The organism is Nocardioides luti, from assembly GCF_014212315.1.
Classification (GTDB): domain Bacteria; phylum Actinomycetota; class Actinomycetes; order Propionibacteriales; family Nocardioidaceae; genus Nocardioides; species Nocardioides luti.
In genome coordinates this window covers 780,986-800,147 of the sequence record NZ_JACKXE010000001.1, presented here as the reverse complement: position 1 = coordinate 800,147, position 19,162 = coordinate 780,986, and the positions used below count along the sequence as shown (strand labels likewise).

Genomic DNA, 19,162 nt, shown 5'->3' with positions numbered 1-19,162 from the left:
GCGCCGCTCACCTCTTCACCCGGAACCCGCGCTTCGCGCTGGTGCCGAGCGACCCGCCGCTGGGGTCGTAGGCCGTGACCTGCCACGTCCAGCGGCCCTTGTCGAGGGTGCTGGTCGGCGCCCACGACAGCCCGGGGGTCTGCACCCAGAGGCTGCTGCCGGTCGTCCTGTTGCGCAGGTCCACGCGGTACGACGACGCGGACGGGGTGCTCTGCCACTTGAACAGCGCCTCGTCGCCGCGGACGGTCGCGCCCTTCTTCGGCGACGCCAGCCCGACCCCGCCGCGCTGGACGAAGAACCGGCCGCTGTCGGCCCAGGCGCCGACGTGCCCGCCGGCGTCGGTCCAGCGCACCCGCCAGCGGTAGGCCGAGGTGGCGGCGGGCAGGAACCGCGACCAGTTGTAGGCGACCAGCTTCGTCGTCACGCCCAGCACCTTGTTGGCGGGCGAGAACGTGGCGTCGTCCCCGCGGTAGACCTCGAGCTGGTAGCTCGCCGCCCCGTCATGGGCCTCCCACACGAACGGCGACGAGCCGCCGACCTTGGCGCCGGCGGTCGGCCGGGTCAGGGTCACCACGTCGGACTGCTTCGTGAAGGTCGCAGGAGCGCTCCACTTGAGGTGGTTGTCCTCGTCGTCGATGGCCTGGACCCGCCAGTAGAGGAGCCCTTCGGGCCAGGTCCTGTCGAAGGCGGTGTAGGTCGTCTGGTCGACTTCGCGAGAGTCCACCAGCGTGGTGAACGTGTCGGACGTGGCGACCTGCACCAGGTACCGCTGCGCCGTCTGGGAGGACGTGGGTGCGCCCGATTGTGCAGGCGGGTAGGACGTCTTCTGATTCGTGTCGTAGTAATCCGCCCAGGACAGCGCGATGTCGTCGGAGCACACGGCACCGCTGACCGTGGTCGTGTCGGTGCAGGTGTTCGACGGGTTGGCTCCCGGTGCCACCAGTTCTGGAGACGGGGAGATCTTGCGGAAGGCGTTGGTCGCCGCCGCGTGGGTGGAGATGGGGTCCGGTGCACAGACGCTCTCGGTCTTGCACGGTCGGATGATCCAGTAGTACGACTGGCCCGCCTGGTTGTCGGCCAGCTGAGACGGATCCATCAATGACCGCGGTGTCCAACGACTTCCGGCGGTCGCGTGGATCGTGTCGCCGTAGACCCGGTTGGTGAGCTCCCGGTCGTTGGCCAGGTAGACCATGTAGAACCCTGCACCCGCCACCGGCGTCCAGTCGAGAACAGGCGTCGCAGGCACTCCTGTGCAGATGAAGTCGTCCGTGACGGTGGCCGGCAACGCGGCGTTGCACGCGGCGCCGGAGTCGAGGGCGAGCCCATCGAGTGCGATGCGTTGGCCCGTGACAGCACCGAGCTCGGCGATTGTGAACGTGCCGATCGGCCCGGTGCTCAGCAGTGCCCCGTTCGCACCGTACGCCTGCACCTGCCAGTCGTAGGACCCGGCGCTCAGGTAGTGGTCGCCGGTGTCGGTCGCGGAGGGGTACGCGTAGGAGGCCGTGTTGATGCGCGAGGTGGTGGCGGGGTCCCAGTAGTCGGCGCCGTGCACCTTGAGGCGGAGCCGGTAGGAGGTCGCCCCGTCCATCGGCTCCCACGTCAGGCACGGGAAGCGCAGGCTGGACTCGCCGTCCGGACCGACCAGGGGCGTCAAGGGCGCTGCGCCGCTGGTGGGCGGGGCGCCGGCGAGGGAGAACGTCGAGCCGGAGTAGAGCGGGCTGTAGGAGCCGTTGTCGTCGATCGACTGCACGGTCCAGCTGAACGGTCCCTTGGTGGCGTCGAGTGCCTTGCCCTCGGGGGTCCAGCTGAGCGAGTTCGTAGTGGTCTTCGCCACCACGGTGCTCACCGCGTTCTTGACCTCCACGTAGTACGCGACCGCGTCCGTCGCCGCCTCCCAACGCAGTGCCGGCGTCGCGACCGCGGCGCCCTCGGTGGGAGCGACCTGCCTGACCTTGCCGGAGTCGTAGGCGAAGCGGTGGATCTCGGAGTAGATGCCCTCGACCGGCGCGTTGCGCGGTGCGTCGAGGGCGCGCACCTCCCAGTAGTACGTCTGTCCTTGGCCCGGCATGCACCGGTCGCCCCGGTAGCCAGCCGTGTACGTCGTCTGCGCGGTGGCGCAGACCTCAAAGGTTCCCGGCGAGAAGTTCGGGTCGGTCCCGACGCGCAGCTGGTAGGAGCTCGCGTGCGGCACCGGCGTCCACTGGTAGTAGAAGTCGTCCGAGACCGCGGGCGCGACGCTGTCCGGGGGGTAGAGCAGCTGCGGCCGCTCGGGCCAGTTGCGCTGCACCTGGAACGGCTCGGCCGGCCACGGCGCCTTGGTGCCGGCGGGGTCGATCGCGCGGACCCGCCAGAAGTACTGGTCGTTGTCGTAGGTCGTGGGCGGCGAGTAGCGGGTGCCGGTCACGGTCCTCGTCTCCACCGGCTGCGTGAAGTCGCGGTCGAGCCCGACCTGCAGCTCGTACCTCGTGGCGCCGGGCACGGGCAGCCACTTGAGCGCCACGTCGGTGAGGGTCGTGGTGCTCATCGACGGGTCGATCCGCACGGCATCGAGGGGCAGGATCTCGTACGTCGACCCGGCGCTCCACAGCGAGACGTTGCCGCCGCCGAGCTCGGCGCGCACCCGCCAGGACCACTGCTGGGGTGCCTGGGGCACGGGGACCTGGAGCTCCGGGCCGGGGGAGGAGTACGCCGTGGCGTCCACCCAGTCCCCGTCCGAGTCGATCTCCACGTCGTACCCGGTCGCGCCCCGCACCGGCGCCCACGAGAGCAGGGCCGGCTTGGCGGGCTGCGGCAGCGCGGCGCCCTCGACCGGCGCGATCGGTGCGGGCGCCGCCGTCTCCGACACCTTGAAGGACGCGGAGCGCCAGCCGCTGGCGCGACCCGAGGACGCGACGGCGCGGACCCGCCAGCGGACCGTGCCGGTCGGCAGGGCCACGGTCGGGACCAGACGTCGGTTGGTGGTGGTCACGTCCAGCAGCGGACTCGCGAAGCCGGACGAGTCGTCGGCCTGCACCTGGTAGCGCTCGGCGTGCTTCGCGCGCTTCCACGAGAGCGTCGGCGTGTGCGTCGAGACCGTGCCCGAGGGGCTCAGGTGCGACGGCGCCGGGACACCGCGGGCCGGGGCCGAGCCGAGTGCCGAGGCGGGCACGGACGCGACCACCAGCACGGTCGCGAGCACCGCGCCGAGCAGGTGCCGGGTACGGCGTCGACGGGTCTGGTGCTGGTGCATGGAGGTCCTCCCGAGAGCGCGAGCCCGAGGAGGCTAACCGCCGGTGGGACGGCGGGAACGGCGTTCGGGGAAAGTCTGACCGATCGGAGGAGACCGGGCGGGTGGTCAGCCGAGCCGGAGGACGTAGGACTCGCCCTCGCGCCGGAACCCGAGCCGGTCGTAGTACGCGCCGACCATGCCGGGCGGCGTCACGACGCTGCGGCAGCCGCTGTCCTGGAGCAGGCCGCTGCGGCGCCACACGAACTCGCCGGGGGAGAAGTCGCGGAAGCGCGGCGTCACGTAGTCCAGCCGCACCCGCGCCACCTCGCCGTCGGCGTGGAGCAGCACCACGCCGACCGTCTCGTCGCCCTTGAGCACGACGAAGGCGTGCCCGCCCTCGTCGGCCGGGTCCCAGACGAAGTCGGGCTGGAAGCGCAGGATGTCGGCGCCGTGCACGCGCAGCACGTGGCGGAGGTACTCGTCGCCCGGGCCGACCTCGAGCACCTCGAAGGCCGCGTCGTCGTGCCGCTCGCCGAGCAGCTTCACGATGAACCAGATGTTGATCGCGGCGAGGACGAGGTTCATGCCGACCATCGGCCAGATGTCGAGCAGGGCGTTGAAGACCAGCAGGATCAGGCAGGCGACGAGGTTGAGGGTGCGGAACCGCAGCACCCGGGCCTGCAGCAGGGAGAAGACGAGCAGCGCGCTGCCGCCCCAGCCGAGGAGGTCGAGCCAGTGGTCGTCGAGCCAGTTCACCGGGAGAGGCTACTGGCAGACGTACGACGGGTGGGCATCGTCGTGGCCGCCTCCGCGGGCTCGTCGCGCCTGTTGACGGCGGCCAGCGCGACGAGGCCGCAGCCGAGCGCGGTGAGGAGCACGACCAGGGCGCCGGACGGACGGAGCCAGGCCGGGTCGGTCGCGAGCGGGCTGGTGACGAGCTCGCCGTGCAGCACCCCGAGCTGGCCGACCGCCGTCGCCGTCGCCAGGACCGCGGCCACGGCGGCGACCAGCACCAGGCCGACACGTCGGGACGGCTGCGTGGCGGCGCCGTCGAGTGCCCGTCCCGCCAGCAGCAGGACCCCGAGGGCGAGCGGCCAGCCGTACCTGCCCTGCCACGCGAAGCCCACGCTCGCGAAGGTCAGCACCGTGATCGCCAGCGGCAGCAGCACCGACGCGAGGACCACGAGCCCGGCGGCGAGCCGGCCGCGCCCGTCGGAGGTGCGCCAGCCCGCTGCGAGCAGTGCCCAGAACAGGATGAGCCCCAGCGCGTAGACGATCGGCGAGGCGGAGTCGTCGCGGGCCGGGAAGGCGGCGACGGTCTGCAGCACCCAGACCACGGGCTGCTCGACGATGCCCGGCCACGGGGAGCCGGTGAAGGAGTCCGTGGCCGCGGGCTGGTTGGTGCCGGACGTCATCGTCCACGCGACGCCGCCCGCGAGGCACGCGCCGAGCAGCAGGCCGCCGGCCAGGAGCCGCGTGCGGCCGAGGTCGACGAGTGCGGACCACCAGGCGGAGCGTCCGACGGCGAGTGCTGCGGCGAGCAGGATCAGGACGAACCAGAGGGGGCCGAGGCTGCGCAGCGTGACCAGGAGGCAGGCCCCCAGGAGTGCCGGTCCGAACCAGCGCACGTCCTGCGCGCCCCGCCGTCGCGAGACGCCGAGCAGCGCCGCCCACAACAGGGCGCCGGCGGCCATCTCGACCCCGTTCGCCGCGACGATGCTCATGGAGTACGTCGTCACGGGGGTCAGCACGACGAGCAGCGCCGCCCCCGGCCACACGGTGGTGGCGCTGCGTCGGAGCGTGACCAGCGTCAGGGCGACCAGCGCCGCGCAGAGGGCGGCCGTGGCGGCCCGCATCGCGTAGACGGCCTCGGCACCGTGCCACGGCCGGGCCGCGGTGCCGACCACCCAGTAGAACGCCGGGTGGTAGCGCGCGGCGGCGCTGCCGACCTGCACCTGGCCGTCCGCCAGGGTGCGCGAGGCACTGCAGTCGTCGGGACCGGTGTAGGGGAGCGCCGCGCAGACCGGGTGGGCCGCGGTGACGAGGTCGCCGGGGACGGTCACGAGGTCGCCGCGGCCGTCCTCAACGCGCTGGAAGTCGGGTCGCCACTCGCCACGGGCCACCGCGGCGGCCCGGAAGACGTGGTCGTGCTCGTCGCTCCCGCGGAAGGGGGGTACGACGAGGGCCCACGCGAGCTGGACGAGGCTGATGCCCACGAAGGTCAGGGCGAAGAGCGCCCAGGTCCGGCGGGCGGCGCCGCTCATCGGCCCGCCACGTGGTGGACCAGCCGCCGGGTGTCGGTGCGCCGGCCGGAGCGCAGCGTGTCCGGCAGTCGTAGCGCGGCGTGCAGCCGCGACGTCGGCCGCAGCCGGGCGGCCCGCGCGGCGCGCGTCCAGCCGCGTGCGGTGCTGGCGGCGGCGAGCTCCCGGTGCAGCCGCGCCTCCTCGGCGAAGCGGTGCGCGTCCTCGGCGGCCACCGACGACACGCTGGCCGGGTGGCGCCGGTAGCGGAAGGCGACCTCGGACGTCGTGGCGACGGAGCCGCCGTCCAGGACCAGACCCGCGAGCAGGGCGAGGTCCAGGGTCACGGGGAGATCCTGCCGGAAGCCGACCGCGGCCGCGGCCTCGCGGCGCCAGCAGATCGAGGGAAAGTAGGTCCAGTTGCCCAGCAGCAGCGAGCGCAGCAGCTGCTCGCCCGCCCACAACCCATCGGCGGGCGCGAGCCGGCGCTTCACCCGGTCGCCGAGCGGGAGGACGACCTCACCGTCGTCGTCGATGACCTCGACGCCGGGCTGCACCGCGACGGCCGACGGGTGCCGGGCGATCGCCGCGCGGACCACGCCCAGGTAGTCCGGGGCCAGGACGTCGTCGCAGCCCGGGAAGACCACCCAGGGAGCCGTGGCCAGCTCCAGGCAGTGCTGGAAGGTCGCCGGCAGGCCGCGGTTCTGCTCGTGCAGGACGTGGGTCACCCGCGGGTCGCGGAGCCCGTCCAGCCAGCCCGCGACGTCGTGCCCCTGCGGTCCGTCCTCGACGACGACCAGCCGCCAGTCCTCGCCGGGCTGGCGCAGCACGCTCTCGACGGCCTCGCGCAGCAACGCCGGGTCCCCGACGTACGGGATGACGACGTCGATGCCGGCCGGTGCGCGCTCAGTCATCCCGGGAGGAGGCGGCCGCGGCCACCTCGTCGGGCCGGGTGGGACGCGCCATCCCGTCCCGGATGGCGAGGGCCCGGGTCAGCTGGGTGATCCTGCGGTCCTGCTCCCCGAGCCGCTTGTTGAGCGCGACGAGGGTGAGGAAGAAGGCGACGACAAGGACGTAGAGCAGCAGGTCCGCACCACGACCGACGCCGACCGTGTTGGCCAGCCGGGTGACGAGGTCGGGCGCGAGCACCGCGACCACCCAGCAGCCGGCGAAGACCAGCCCGGCGAGACGACGGATCGCCAGGTGCCGGCCCGAGCCGTCCCCGCGCAGGAGGAAGAGGGCGATCGCGACCACGCTGGCGATCAGCAGCGCCTTGATGATCACGACCAGGCCCGCAGCCGGGCGGACCCGAGGTCGTAGAGCACGTTGACGGCGTTCAGGCCGTGCTGCCCCTTGCCGAGGGAGTACGGCGTGTAGGCGATCGAGACCGGGTGCTCGGCCCAGGTCAGCTCGTGACGGGCGACGGCGGCCAGCAGCTCGCTCGCGTGGGCCATGCCGCGCTGCTCGAGGGCGACGAGGCGGACCGCCCGGCGGTTGAGGACCCGCAGGCCGTTGTGGGTGTCCGAGACCGCCAGGCCGGTCGTCCAGCGGGTGAAGCGGAGCGCGGCCCCGAGGACCAGGCGCCGGACGCGTGGCTGCCCGGCCGGGCGGCTGCCGTGGCGGGTCCCGAGGACCACGTCGACGTCACTGGTGCGGGCCAGGGCCAGCATCGCCGTCGCGTCGGCGGGGTCGTGCTGCCCGTCGGCGTCGAAGGTGACGACGTGGGAGCAGGTGGTGTGGGTCAGGGCGTACTCGAAGCCCGTCTGCAGTGCCGCGCCCTGGCCCAGGTTGACCGCGTGCCGCAGCACGACGGCGCCGGCGGCGGCCGCGATCCCGGCCGACCCGTCCGTGCTGCCGTCGTCGACGCAGACCACGTGGTCGAAGCTCAGCAGCAGGTGCTCGAGGACCGGGCCGAGGACGGCGGCCTCGTTGAGGACCGGGACGATCACGCAGGCGCTGCCGTCCATGTGCACCTCCACCGTCGAGACCCGAGGAGAGCAACGTAGGGGCCGCGCGGGGGACGGGACAACGGGCGCGAGGGGTGGCCGGGTAGTCCGTTCGGACTACCCGGGGTGCACCGAAAGACGCGTCAGTCGAGGCCGAGCGAGAACGCCGACTCGAGGTCGTGGCGCGAGTAGGCGCGGAACGCGATGTGGGTCTCGGTGGCGGTCACCCCGGGCACCTTGTTGAGCTGGTCGGCGACGACGTGGGCGACGTCGTCGTGCTCGCGGACCCGGACCAGCGCGATCAGGTCGATCTGGCCGGTCACGGAGTAGACCTCGCTGACGCCCTCGAGCGCGGCGATGCCCTCGGCGACCTCGGGGATGCGGGCGACGTCGGCCTTCACGAAGACGATGGCGGTGATCATGGGCCGACCCTAACGAACCGGCTGGTGGACCGGGGACAGGTCGCGCCGGTCGTCGAAGGGGACCAGCGAGAGCCGGGACTGGTTGACGGCGTCGTGCAGCGCCAGGTGGCGGGTCGCGCCGGCCACCGGGCACGTCCACTCGCCGTCGACCTCGACCAGCCGGATGCCGGGCGACTCCAGCCAGCGCAGGACCTTCTCGGTCTCCTCCGCGGTGGCCGCGGGCACCGGGCCGGGAGCACCGGACACGGTCTCGGCCGAGGCGCGGAGCTCGGCGACGAACTGGTGGGCGTCCGCGCCCGGCGGGATGGTGCCGGCGGCGGCGAGGCGCCCGAAGCGCACGACGTGCACGGCCCAGCGCCCGTCGTCCTCACGCCGGGCGGCCACGACCTCGGGGCAGCCGGTCAGCGCGGAGAGCCGCTGGGTGCGGGCCGCCGCGCGGATGAAGGAGGCCAGCCGGTCGCGGTGGATGCCGGCCTCCTCGAAGCGCTCGTCCGCCGCCAGCAGGGACATCCGGTGGTTGATCGCCTCGACGACCTCGTCCGGACGCCGCAGCAGGGTGTCGCGCAGCTGGCGGACGACGGCGGCGTACGTCGTCGTGTCGACGCTCCCGTCGCACGGGGCCAGGCAGCGGCCCATCTCGGCCAGCACGCAGGCGGCGCGCGACGGCTCGCGGGCCAGCCGGTCGGAGCACTGGCGCACCGGGAAGGTGTCGTGGAGGGCGGCCAGGCACTTCTCGGCGGTCTTCTTCGAGGAGAACGGGCCGAGGTAGTCGGCGTCGTCGGGGAGCACCCGTCGCACCAGCGAGAGCCGCGGCCAGGCCTCGCGGGTGAGCTTCACGAAGTGGACCTTCTCGGGGAAGCGCGAGCGGCGGTTGTAGCGCGGCTTGTGCTCGGCGATCAGCCGGAGCTCGCGCACCTCGGCCTCGAGGACCGTCGCGCACGCGATGCCCGTCACCGACGAGGCCAGCCCGACCATCTCGCCCATCCGCGACCGCGTCTCGGAGGCGGTGAAGTAGGAGCGCACCCGGGTGCGGAGGTCGCGCGAGGTGCCGACGTAGAGGACCCGGGCGCGGTCGTCGCGGAAGAGGTACACGCCGGGGGAGTGCGGCAGCGCCTCGGCGAGGTGCCGCTTCTTGCGCTGGGCCGTGCTGACCCGGGAGGAGAACGTCTGCAGCTCCTCGAGCGTGTGCACCCCGAGGCTGCCGAGCCGCTCCATCAGGCCGTGCAGCACGTCGACCGTGGCGCGTGCGTCGGACAGGGCCCGGTGGTTGGGCGTCGTGGTGGAGCCGAAGGCCTTGGCGAGCGAGGAGAGCTTGCAGTTGGGGGCGTCGTCGCGGGTGATCACCCGGCGGGCGAGCTTCGCCGTGTCGAGGACCTCGAACCGTGGCCACGGCCGGCCCTGCTCGGTCGCGAAGTGCTTGAGGAAGCCGACGTCGAACGGCGCGTTGTGGGCCACCAGGACGGTGCCGGCGGCGAACTCGAGGAACGCCGGCAGGGCCGACTCGATCGACGGCGCGCCGGCGACCATGGAGTTGCTGATGCCGGTCAGCACCGCGATGAACGGCGGGATGGGGGTGTGCGGGTTCACCAGGGTCTGGAACTCCCCGAGGACCTCGCCGCCCCGGACCTTGACCGCGCCGATCTCGGTGATCATCGAGCCGCCACCCGCCGAGCCGCCCGTGGTCTCGAGGTCGACGACGGTGAAGGTGAGGTCGCGCAGCGGTCGCCCCAGCTCGTCGAAACTTCGTTGCGACTCCCAGCGGGAAGGCGCACCCTGAACGGCGCTGCTCATGGGACGGACGCTAGAGGCGGCCACCGACAATGCGTGGGCGGCGCGCGGACCCGCCACGATCGCGCTGGCCACTACGCTGGGGGACGAGGCTCCGGGACCGGACCGACCACGAGAGGAGGCCGCCATGGGCACCGCGATCCCCGATGCGGCCCATCGCTGGCGCTGCTCCGGGTGCGGCAACCTCACCCGCTTCGACGTGACGCGCACCCGTCGTACGACGGAGTACTGGCACCTCGACCTCGCCGGCGACCACCGCGTCGAGGAGACCGAGCTGCTCGACGAGACCGTCGAGGCCGTGACCTGCCGCTGGTGCGGCCGCGCCGACGCCATCGAGCACGTCTCCCGTCACGAGGCCGCGGTCGACGACCCGGCGTCCCGCTGAGCGGGGCGACCGTGGCCGACACGACCTTCGCCGACCTCCCCGACGCGGTGCGCACGCGCGTGGTGGCGCTGACCGCCGACGCCCTGCCCGACGTGGTGCGCCTGCCCCCGGCGCTGCGCCGGGTGGCCGACTTCGCGCCGGCACGCCGGGCCCGCCTGGGCGCGACCGCGATCGGCCAGGCGCTCGTGCAGGACGACGACTTCCGCGACCGGGTCGGCACCCAGGTGGCCGCGCGCGTGCCCGCGGTCCCCGAGGACGCCGGTGAGCGGGCGGCGGTCACCTGGCTGACCCGGCCCGAGGGCTGGCACGACGTCGTGGTCGAGGCCGTCCGCGAGCTGCGCGAGCGTCCCGCTGCCGTCGAGCAGGAGTCGGGCGAGCTGGACCGGCTGCGCCGCAAGGTCGCCGACGTCGAGCAGGCCGCCCGTGACCAGCGCGCGCTCCACCGTGCCCAGGTCGACGAGCTGAAGGGCGAGAACACCACGCTCCGGCGCAAGCTCGGCGAGGCCCGGGCGACCGAGCGCGCCACCCGGGCCGAGCTGGCCGACGCCGTCCGCGACGACGTCGCGGCGCTGGCCGAGGCCGGGGAGCGGATCGCCGCCCAGGACAAGGAGCTCCGCCGGCTGCGTGCCCAGGTCGCCCAGCACGACGCCGACGCGGCGGCCTCACGCCGCTCGGTGCGTGTCGATCGCGAGGAGGCGACGGTGCGGGCCCGGCTGCTGCTCACCACGGTCATCGAGGCCGCCGCCGGCCTCCAGCGCGAGCTGGGCCTGCCGTCGACGACGGGCGCCCCCGGCGACCGGGTCGAGGCCGAGGTCGAGGCCGCTGCCGCCGCGGCGGCCCCGTCGGCGCGGTCCGCCGCACCGAGCCCGGCGGTGCTCGAGCAGCAGCTCGCGATGCCCGGCGCCCGGCTGGTCGTGGACGGCTACAACGTCACCAAGGCGGTGTGGCCCGCCTCCTCCCTCGAGGCCCAGCGGATCCGGCTGCTCAACGGGCTCGCCCCGCTGGTCGCCCGCTCCGGCGTCGAGACCACGGTCGTGTTCGACGCGGCCTCCTCGAGCCAGCGCCCGGTCGTGGCGACGCCGCGCGGGGTGAAGGTGCTCTTCAGCCCCCAGGGCGTCATCGCCGACGACGTGATCCGCGACCTCGTGGACGCCGAGCCCACGGGGCGCCTCGTGCTCGTCGTGACGGACGACCGGGAGCTCGCGACCAGCGTCGAGCGGCGGGGTGCCCGGACCGTCCCGGCGCGCACGCTCGAGTCGCTCCTGCAGACCTGACCCGAACACGGAACAGGCGCGCGACACGCCGTACGCCGGAGGTCCGGGACGGACTGTCGGTGGCCGCTGGGAGCGTCACTCCCATGACGACGCGAATCGACTGTGACACCTGCGTGGTGCGCGGGCTGGCGTGCCACGACTGCGTGGTGACCGTGCTCCTGGGACCGCCGCCGGAGCTGACCTTCGACGACGACGAGCGCCGCGCGCTCGACGTCCTGGCCCGGGGAGGACTGGTGCCGCCGCTGCGGCTGGTGCAGTCGGTGACCGCACCCGAGGTGGAGTCGGCCTAGGTGTCCGGGGAGGCACCGAGCCCCCGGGCCTGCGTGGCAGGCGTGACGGATGTGACCTGTGTGACAGGAGACCGCTCCGCAATACCTCGCATGTGACGAAACACGCCCCGGAAGTTTGGTCAGCACCCGCTCCCGCCACTACTGTCAGTCGCTCAGGTGACCGTGGGAGTGGGCCAGTCAGGGTCCGCGCGGGCACCGCGCTGAGTCTCGAACCGTCCAGGCGGGGAGAGAGCCGGGGAACCAACTCTTCTGGGGTGAATCCCTCGCAAGGCGGCGGCACGCAGGTGCCACCGAGGAGCGGGGGTAGGGCAAGTCGTGCCCGAATCCGTCAGCTCACCCGGTAGGCGTACGACTCACAAGGGAGACCGCCCGCTCGTGCTCAACGGCCGGAAGCGACTCATCACTGCCCTCTCGGGCCTCGCCCTCGTCGTCGGCGTCGGACTCGTTCCGTCGACCCCGGCCCAGGCCGAGCCCGACATCGACACCGTCCAGGCGCGCGTGGACCGTCTGTACCACCAGGCCGAACAGGCCTCGGAGCGGTACAACGACGCCAGGCTCGAGCTGCGCGACCTCACCCGCGACCTCAAGGCCCTCGAGGCCGACCAGGGCCGCCAGGACGACCGTCTCGACGTCGTCCAGGAGCAGGTCCAGCAGTCGGTCGTGCGCCAGTACGAAGGCGAGAGCCTCTCGTCGGTCGGCCAGGTGCTCGTCTCCGACGACCCCGGCAAGTTCCTCTCGCAGCTCTCGACGATGTCGGCGTTCAACGACATGCAGTCGCAGATGTTCGACGACTACGCGACCGAGCTCAAGGCCCTCGACATCCGCCGCACGGCGACCGAGAAGCGCCAGGCGCAGGTCACCGCGACGAAGAAGCAGCTGGCGGCCGAGAAGGCCACCATCGACACGAACCTCGCCGAGGCGAAGTCGCTGCTCGGCAAGCTCAAGGCCGAGGCCCGCGAGGCGATCGTGTCCCGCGGCGACGTCCGGACCCCCGCCAGCGTGCCGGCCTCCGGTCGCGCCGCGGCCGCGGTGCAGTACGCCATGGCCCAGGTCGGCAAGGCCTACGTGTACGGCGCCGCCGGCCCGAACGCGTTCGACTGCTCCGGCCTCACCATGATGGCCTGGGCGCAGGCGGGCGTGGCCCTGCCGCACTCCTCGAGCGCGCAGTACTCCTCCGGCCCGCACATCGCCGAGAGCGACCTGATGCCCGGCGACCTGGTCTTCTACTACAGCCCGATCAGCCACGTCGGCATGTACATCGGCAACGGCATGATCGTGAACGCCCTGAACCCCAGCGCCGGTGTCCAGGTGAGCAGCCTGCACTCGATGCCGTACGTCGGTGCGGTCCGTCCTGGCTGACGCCCCGCGCACGAAGGCCGGTCGTCCACGTTGGTGGGTGGCCGGCCTTTCGCTGTCCCTGCTGGTCGTCGTCGGGCTGGTCGCCTGGCGCGTCGTCGACGACCGGCCCTACGTCGCCCGGCCCCCGCAGAGCCGCGGCGTCCAGGCCCAGCCCGCCCTGGCCGCGCAGACCCTCGGCCGGCTGCAGGAGGCCGTCGACCGCCGGGACCCCGCCGCGGCGCGCGCCCTGGCACCGTCCGGTGACGACGCCGCGGCCGACCTGCTGGCCGGGATCGTCACCAATGCCGAAGCCCTGCACCTGCGGGACTTCACCGTCCGCTACGTCGACGAGGAGAGCGCCGTCTCGGACGCCGGCGCCTGGACGGCCTCGGTCGACGTGACCTGGGCCTTCGGCGGCTTCGACACCGCGCCGGCCGACACCGAGGTGCTCTTCCACTTCGTCGCGGGCGACGGCGCCGTGGGCCTGACCGGGGTCGGCGGCGGCGACGACCGCTCCCCGCTCTGGCTGAGCGGTCCGTTGCAGGTGCGCCGGACCCCCACCACGCTCGTGCTGGTCGACGGCAGCCGGGGCACCGCCGACGGCTACGCCCGCCGCGCGGACGCCGCCGTGCCCGTCGTACGACGGGTGGTCACCGACTGGCGCCCGCGCCTGGTCGTCGAGGTGCCCCGCACCGGCGCGGGCCTGGACCGGGTGCTCGACGCGGAGCCCGAGCAGTACGCCAACATCGCTGCCGTCACCACGACCGCCGACGGGTCGCTGGCGCCGGACGCCCCGGTCCACGTCTTCGTCAACCCCGACGTCTTCGCCCAGCTCCAGCCCGAGGGCGCCCAGGTCGTGATGAGCCACGAGGCCACCCACGTGGCGACGGACGCGGCCCTCAGCTCGATGCCGCTGTGGCTGCTCGAGGGGTTCGCCGACTACGTCGCCCTGCGCGACGTCCGGCTGCCCATCGGCACGACCGCCGGCCAGATCATCCGGCAGGTCCGTCGCGACGGACCGCCGGGTCACCTGCCGGGGGCCGCCGAGTTCGACACCACGACCACGCACCTGGGGGCGTCGTACGAAGCCGCCTGGATCGCCTGCCGCGTGCTGGCCGACCGCGGCGGCGAGCGGGCGCTGGTCCGCCTCTACGACCGGGTCGACGACGGCACGCCCCTGGGCCGCGCACTCGAGACGGGCTTCGGGCTGAGCGTGCGGTCGTTCACCCGGGCCTGGCAGGACCGCCTGTCAGACTTGGCGGCGTGACGCACCACGACCGACCGTCCGACCCGCGCGGCGACAGGACGGTGGCCCTCGTCGTCACCGTCGTCTCCGGCCTGGCCTTCGTGGTCCTGGCCCTCTGGCTGGTGCCGTGGCACCCGGTGCCCGGCGGCACGCCGCCTCCCGCCGACCCGGGGTCGGTGTTCTCGGCGGAGCAGATCTCCCGGGCCGAGGACTTCTCCCGCTGGGCCCGCGTCTGGAGCTGGAGCTCGCTGGTCGTCTCGCTGCTGGTCGCCGGCTTCCTCGGCCTCTCGCGCACCGGGCGGCGCTGGGTGGAGCGGCTCCGCGGGCCGTGGTGGTTCCGGGTGGTGGTCGCGGTCGCTGCGCTCGCCCTCGTGGGCCGCGTGGTGACGCTGCCGTTCGCGGTGCTGCTGCGCCGCGAGCAGCTGCAGTACGGGCTCAGCACCCAGGCCTGGAGCGGCTTCGCCCGCGACCAGGCGGTGGGCCAGGTGGTCACCATCGTGAGCACGTCGCTCGGCCTGCTGGTCGTGGTCGCGTGCGCCCGCCGCTGGCCGCGCGCCTGGCCCGCGGTGGCCGGGGGACTGGTGGCCGCGCTGGTGCTGGTCGGCTCGTTCGTCTACCCGGTCCTGGTCGAGCCGCTCTTCAACTCGTTCACCCCGCTGCCGGACGGCCCGCTGCGGACCCAGATCCTGCGCCTCGCCGACGAGGAGGGCGTGCACGTCGACGACGTCCTCGTCGCCGACGCCTCCCGGCGTACGACGACCCTGAACGCCTACGTGTCCGGTCTCGGCAGCACCCGTCGGGTCGTCGTCTACGACAACCTGGTCGACGACCTCCCGCAGGACGAGGCCCTCTCGGTGGTCGCGCACGAGCTCGGCCACGCCCGCGAGGGCGACGTCGTCACCGGCTCGGTCCTCGGGGCCGTGGGCGGCGCCTTCGGCATCGGGCTGCTGGCCCTCGTGGTCGGGGCGGTCGGAGGCACCGGCGCTGCGGCTCGTCCCGGCGAGCGGCGGCGGACCGGGATGGCCGACCCGGCCGTGGTCCCGCTGGTGCTGGCCCTGGTGGCTTTCGGGACGCTGCTCTCGAGCCCCGTCGAGAACGCCGTCAGTCGACAGATCGAGACCCGGGCCGACGTCGACGCCCTCGAGGCCACGCACGACCCCGACGCCTTCATCGCCATGCAGCGCCAGCTCGCACTGCGCTCGCTCTCCGACCCGACGCCGCCGGCGTGGTCGCAGCTGTGGTTCGGCAGCCACCCGACGACGCTGGGCCGGATCGCGATCGCCGAACAGCTGCGGGGCAACGGCGACCTCACGAAATGACCGACGCCGGTCGGGAGCCTGGGCTCCCGACCGGCGTCGGGTGGTGCTGTGGGTCGCGCTCCGTGTCCGTCCCCGAGGACGGGTCTCACGCCCCCGGTCGGGTCAGCAGGACGACCCGGTGGACGCGCCGTCGCCGACGGCCTTGCAGGTGTTGTCGAAGATGGCGGTGATGTTGTCGCCGAAGGCGAAGACGACGACGACGATGAGGGCGGCGATGCCGGCGATGAGCAGGCCGTACTCGACGGCCGAGGCGCCGCGCTCGTCCATCTTCTCGAAGCGGGCGTTGAGCAGGATGCGGAGGTACTCGACCATGGTGATGCTCCTTGGATGTCGTGAAACCGAGAGTGAGGCGGGGGGCTGCCTCACGACCCCAAGCGTCGGGGATGGCGCGTCGCACCGGACCCGGTGAAGGTGTCGAGCGGGATAGTCACTTCGGACTACTCACCCCCAGCGATCGGCGACGCCGACCGGGCACGCCGGGAGCGCGAGCGCACCACCGCCGGGGCGCGGCGGTTGCCGAGGGGGACGGGCCGATGGACCGGTCGGTCAGCGACCGTTCGGGCGCACGCTGCTGAGCAGCCCGATGCGCATCGCGGTGACCAGCGCCTGGGCGCGGTTGCCGACGCCGAGCTTCTGGTAGATCCGGGCGATGTGCGACTTCGCGGTCGACTCGCTCATGAAGAGGCGCTCGCCGATGGCGGCGGCACCGAGGCCGTCCGCGAGCAGCAGCAGCACCTCGTGCTCGCGCTCGGACAGGCGCGTGGAGCTGGCGGCCGTACGCCGCATCATCGCGCCGCCGAGGCCGCTGCAGATGAACGACCGCGGCGCGACCGAGGCGTGCCGGGCCGCCTTGACGACCTCGGAGGAGGGCGCGTCCTTGCCGACGAAGCCGGACGCGCCGGCCTCCATCGCGGCGAAGATCTGGTCGTCGCCGGAGTGCATCGTGAGGACGACGAGACCGACGGTCTGGCTCTGCTTGCGGACCGCGCGGACGATGTCGAGGCCGGTGCCGTCCTGCAGCTGCAGGTCCGCGACGATGACGTCGGGGGACTCGGCGGTCCAGACCGCGAGGGACTCGGCGACGCTGCCGGCCTCGCCGACGATCGTCATGTCGGACTCGAGCTCGAAGATCCCCGCGAGACCGCTGCGGATCAGCTCGTGGTCGTCGACCAGCAGGACACGGATGGGGTCGGAGCTCATGCGATGACTATCGCACCCGTGTCGTCCGAATCCCGGGAGGCGCCGCCCGGTTCGGGCGTGGTGCGCACGGCGACGACGGTGCCGCCGTCGGGACCGTTCGCGATCGAGAGCGCGGCCCCGATGAGGAGGGCCCGCTCGCGCATGATCTCGAGGCCGTGGGAGTCCTCGCGCCCGGCCTGGAGCCCCTGGCCGTCGTCGGTCACCGTGATCAGGGCGCCGGGAGCGTGCACCTGGCAGTGCACGTCGATGCGCGTGGCGCGGGAGTGCCGGACGGCGTTCGTCATCGCCTCCTGCGCGATGCGGAACAGCTCCGCCTCGACCTCGGGACGCAGCCGGGTGGTCCGCTCGTCGAGCGTGACGTGGATGGGGACGCCGGAGACCTCGGTGAGGTTGCGGGCGATCGAGCCGATCGCCGCGCCGAGGCTCTCGCTCGCACCCGCATCGGTGCGGAGCGTGACGACGGAGCGGCGTACCTCCGCGACGACGGCGGTGATCCGGTCGCGGAGGACCTCGATCCGCTCGGCCTGCTCCGGCGAGGCGGGCCGGGCCGCGAGCGCGTCCACGAGGTAGCCGAGCGAGGCGATGTCCTGGGCGACGCCGTCGTGCATCTCGCGGGCCAGGCGGCGGCGCTCGTCGGCGGTGGCGGCGTCGCGGAACGCGGCGAAGAGCAGGGCGGTGTCGAGGTGCACGGCGCTCGGCGTCAGGCGGGCGCTGAGGTCCCGGATCCGCTGCTCGAGCCCGAGCTGGGCGGGATCGAGCCGCTCGGAGAGCAGCCCGCCCACGACGGCGGTGGTGCCGGCCTCGCTGACCAGCGGGAAGGCGAAGGTGCGCCCGCCCATGACGGGCCGGCTCAGCGCCCAGGCCTCGAGCGCCAGCTCGTCGACCGAGGTCAGGTCGGTGGACGACGTGACGGTCTTGGTGACGAGCGGGGTGAGGGAGTCCGCGCGGGGCACGTAGAGGGCCAGCGCGGCCGTCGGCAGGTCGTCGCGCACCGTGCTCAGGATGATGGAGCCGAGCGGGACGGGGTCCAGGCCGGAGCTGAGGCCGCCGGAGAGGTCGATCAGCTCGCGGATCAGCGACTGGGCGTAGCGGTACGGCGCCAGCGGGTCCGGCGAGAACTGGAAGGTCGAGTGGACGAAGCTCGCGATCAGGCCGAGGCCGAGCCCGGTCACGCACCAGGTGAACGCGGCGAAGCTCTGGTCCACCGTGAGGTGGGTGAAGAGCAGCATCGGGATCAGCGCGACCGCGACCGCCTCGACCATCAGCGACGTGACGACGCCGCGCCAGCCGAGCCGGAGCCCGGCGGCGAACGGCGGCACGCTGAGGGCGCCCAGCACGGCCACCGAGGTGTGGATGGAGAAGCCGCACACCGCGCCGATCGCCAGGGCCTCCACGGCGGCCGTGGACGTGGGGGAGAAGCGCAGCCGCGTCTGGGCCAGCTGCACGAGCGCCCAGATGAGGAACACGGCGCCGAGGGCGAGCAGCGCCGGCTTGTCGCGCGACCACAGCACCGGCGCGACGAGCGCGAGCGTGGCGAAGCCGCGCGCGGCGCCGCTCAGGCGGACGAACTGCAGGTCGCGGGCGGTCACTTGAGGTTGTCCATGATGCTGATGGCGGCGGGGCCCATGACCGCGATGAACAGGCAGGGGAGGATGCAGAAGATGAGGGGAATCGTCATCTTGACCGGCACTTGCTGGGCCTTCTCCTCGGCTCGTTGACGCCGCTTGACGCGGATCTCCTGGGACTGGATGCGCAGGACCTGGCCGACCGGGATGCCGAACGCGTCCGCCTGGACCATCGCTCCGACGAATGTACGCACGTCGGGGACGTTCGTGCGGTCGGCGAGCCCGCGCAGCGCCGCCGACCTGCCCTGGCCGATCTGCATCTCGCGCAGCACGCGGGCGAACTCGTCGGCCAGCGGACCCTCGGTGTGCCGGGCCACCTGCTGGATGGCGGCGTCGAAGCCGAGGCCGGACTCCACGCTGATGGTGAGCAGGTCGATCGCGTCGGGCAGCTCCCGCTGCAGCCGCTGCGAGCGGTCGTAGATCTTCTGGTAGAGGTAGAGGTTCGGGGCGAAGAAGCCGATCACGAGCCCCACGACGAGCATGACCAGGCGGACCGACAGGCTCTGTCCGAGCATCAGCGAGAAGACCAGCGCGATCGCCAGGCCGGCCACCGCCCCGATCACCTTGCTCGAGGTCACGCGGTCCACGGACCAGCCCGGGGGGTTCCCGGCGAGGTCGAGCTTCGCGCGGATCCGCTCCGCGGAGTCGCCGCCCGACAGGCGGCGGCCCAGCCCGAGGGTGCGTTGCTGCAGCGGGGCGAGGACCCGCTCGGCGAAGGGCCGGTCGAGCTCCTTCGTGAGCTCCTTCGGTGCGGAGGTCATCGCCTCGAGCACGGCCAGGGAGCGGGTGACGCCCGCGGCCTCCGAGGGACCGAGGGCCAGCGCGACGAGGACCAGGGCGACCACGACGAGCACGAAGCCCAGCACCAGCAGCAGGGTCAT

General features: G+C 73.2%; 18 protein-coding genes and 1 riboswitch. Of the genes, 6 read left to right on the top strand and 12 right to left on the bottom strand.

The genetic code is table 11. From position 1 onward, the window contains the following. Positions 1-7: 7 nt before the first annotated feature. From H5V45_RS03760 to H5V45_RS03725, 8 genes are all read right to left on the bottom strand, one after another. The gene (locus tag H5V45_RS03760) at positions 8-3,229 is read right to left on the bottom strand and encodes a hypothetical protein (protein ID WP_185251711.1); all 3,222 of its coding nucleotides are present in this window, start codon (positions 3,227-3,229) and stop codon (positions 8-10) included. Between the two features lie 105 nt (positions 3,230-3,334). After that, a complete protein-coding gene (locus H5V45_RS03755; RefSeq protein WP_185251710.1) occupies positions 3,335-3,964 on the bottom strand; it encodes a YgjV family protein in 630 nt (209 codons plus the stop codon). Continuing rightward, entirely contained in the window at positions 3,961-5,472 is a 1,512-nt protein-coding gene (locus H5V45_RS03750; RefSeq protein WP_185251709.1) for a DUF2142 domain-containing protein, read from the bottom strand. Before H5V45_RS03750 ends, H5V45_RS03755 begins: the two co-directional genes overlap by 4 nt. Further along, positions 5,469-6,362, bottom strand: a complete 894-nt coding sequence (locus H5V45_RS03745; protein ID WP_185251708.1) for a glycosyltransferase family 2 protein — start codon at positions 6,360-6,362, stop codon at positions 5,469-5,471. The genes H5V45_RS03750 and H5V45_RS03745 overlap by 4 nt, the downstream gene beginning before the upstream one ends. Beyond that, positions 6,355-6,732 (bottom strand): DUF2304 family protein, encoded by a 378-nt coding sequence (locus tag H5V45_RS03740; RefSeq protein WP_185251707.1) that lies wholly within the window; start codon positions 6,730-6,732, stop codon positions 6,355-6,357. The genes H5V45_RS03745 and H5V45_RS03740 overlap by 8 nt, the downstream gene beginning before the upstream one ends. Next, positions 6,729-7,415 carry a glycosyltransferase family 2 protein gene (locus H5V45_RS03735; protein ID WP_185251706.1) on the bottom strand — a complete coding sequence of 229 codons (687 nt, stop codon included), beginning with the start codon at positions 7,413-7,415 and terminating at the stop codon, positions 6,729-6,731. The genes H5V45_RS03740 and H5V45_RS03735 overlap by 4 nt, the downstream gene beginning before the upstream one ends. Before the next feature lie 122 nt (positions 7,416-7,537). After that, the gene (locus H5V45_RS03730) at positions 7,538-7,816 is read right to left on the bottom strand and encodes an Lrp/AsnC family transcriptional regulator (RefSeq protein WP_185251705.1); all 279 of its coding nucleotides are present in this window, start codon (positions 7,814-7,816) and stop codon (positions 7,538-7,540) included. Between the two features lie 9 nt (positions 7,817-7,825). Beyond that, a complete protein-coding gene (locus H5V45_RS03725; RefSeq protein WP_185251704.1) occupies positions 7,826-9,607 on the bottom strand; it encodes a DEDD exonuclease domain-containing protein in 1,782 nt (593 codons plus the stop codon). 124 nt (positions 9,608-9,731) lie between these two features. On the opposite strand from H5V45_RS03725, the gene H5V45_RS03720 reads away from it, so the two are divergent. From H5V45_RS03720 to H5V45_RS03695, 6 genes are all read left to right on the top strand, one after another. Beyond that, on the top strand, positions 9,732-9,989 hold the full coding sequence (locus H5V45_RS03720) for a hypothetical protein (RefSeq protein ID WP_185251703.1): 258 nt from the start codon (positions 9,732-9,734) through the stop codon (positions 9,987-9,989). An 11-nt stretch (positions 9,990-10,000) separates the two neighbouring features. After that, on the top strand, positions 10,001-11,263 hold the full coding sequence (locus H5V45_RS22565; RefSeq protein WP_185251702.1) for an NYN domain-containing protein: 1,263 nt from the start codon (positions 10,001-10,003) through the stop codon (positions 11,261-11,263). An 83-nt stretch (positions 11,264-11,346) separates the two neighbouring features. Further along, positions 11,347-11,553 carry a hypothetical protein gene (locus H5V45_RS03710; RefSeq protein ID WP_185251701.1) on the top strand — a complete coding sequence of 69 codons (207 nt, stop codon included), beginning with the start codon at positions 11,347-11,349 and terminating at the stop codon, positions 11,551-11,553. Between the two features lie 198 nt (positions 11,554-11,751). Next, a riboswitch (cyclic di-AMP (ydaO/yuaA leader) is annotated at positions 11,752-11,901 on the top strand. Further along, positions 11,869-12,912 carry a C40 family peptidase gene (locus H5V45_RS22560; protein ID WP_343061402.1) on the top strand — a complete coding sequence of 348 codons (1,044 nt, stop codon included), beginning with the start codon at positions 11,869-11,871 and terminating at the stop codon, positions 12,910-12,912. It overlaps the preceding riboswitch by 33 nt. Before the next feature lie 37 nt (positions 12,913-12,949). After that, positions 12,950-14,158 (top strand): hypothetical protein, encoded by a 1,209-nt coding sequence (locus H5V45_RS03700; protein ID WP_185251700.1) that lies wholly within the window; start codon positions 12,950-12,952, stop codon positions 14,156-14,158. Further along, positions 14,155-15,456 carry a M48 family metalloprotease gene (locus tag H5V45_RS03695; protein WP_185251699.1) on the top strand — a complete coding sequence of 434 codons (1,302 nt, stop codon included), beginning with the start codon at positions 14,155-14,157 and terminating at the stop codon, positions 15,454-15,456. Before H5V45_RS03700 ends, H5V45_RS03695 begins: the two co-directional genes overlap by 4 nt. A gap of 102 nt (positions 15,457-15,558) precedes the next feature. On the opposite strand, the gene H5V45_RS03690 is transcribed toward H5V45_RS03695, so the two are convergent. The 4 genes from H5V45_RS03690 to H5V45_RS03675 form a co-directional block, all read right to left on the bottom strand. After that, positions 15,559-15,768, bottom strand: a complete 210-nt coding sequence (locus tag H5V45_RS03690) for a Flp family type IVb pilin (protein WP_185251698.1) — start codon at positions 15,766-15,768, stop codon at positions 15,559-15,561. 234 nt (positions 15,769-16,002) lie between these two features. After that, complete coding sequence (locus H5V45_RS03685) at positions 16,003-16,656, bottom strand: response regulator transcription factor (protein ID WP_185251697.1); 654 nt, start codon at positions 16,654-16,656, stop codon at positions 16,003-16,005. Beyond that, a complete protein-coding gene (locus H5V45_RS22555) occupies positions 16,653-18,245 on the bottom strand; it encodes a histidine kinase (protein WP_185251696.1) in 1,593 nt (530 codons plus the stop codon). The genes H5V45_RS03685 and H5V45_RS22555 overlap by 4 nt, the downstream gene beginning before the upstream one ends. Then, complete coding sequence (locus H5V45_RS03675) at positions 18,242-19,162, bottom strand: type II secretion system F family protein (protein WP_185251695.1); 921 nt, start codon at positions 19,160-19,162, stop codon at positions 18,242-18,244. The genes H5V45_RS22555 and H5V45_RS03675 overlap by 4 nt, the downstream gene beginning before the upstream one ends.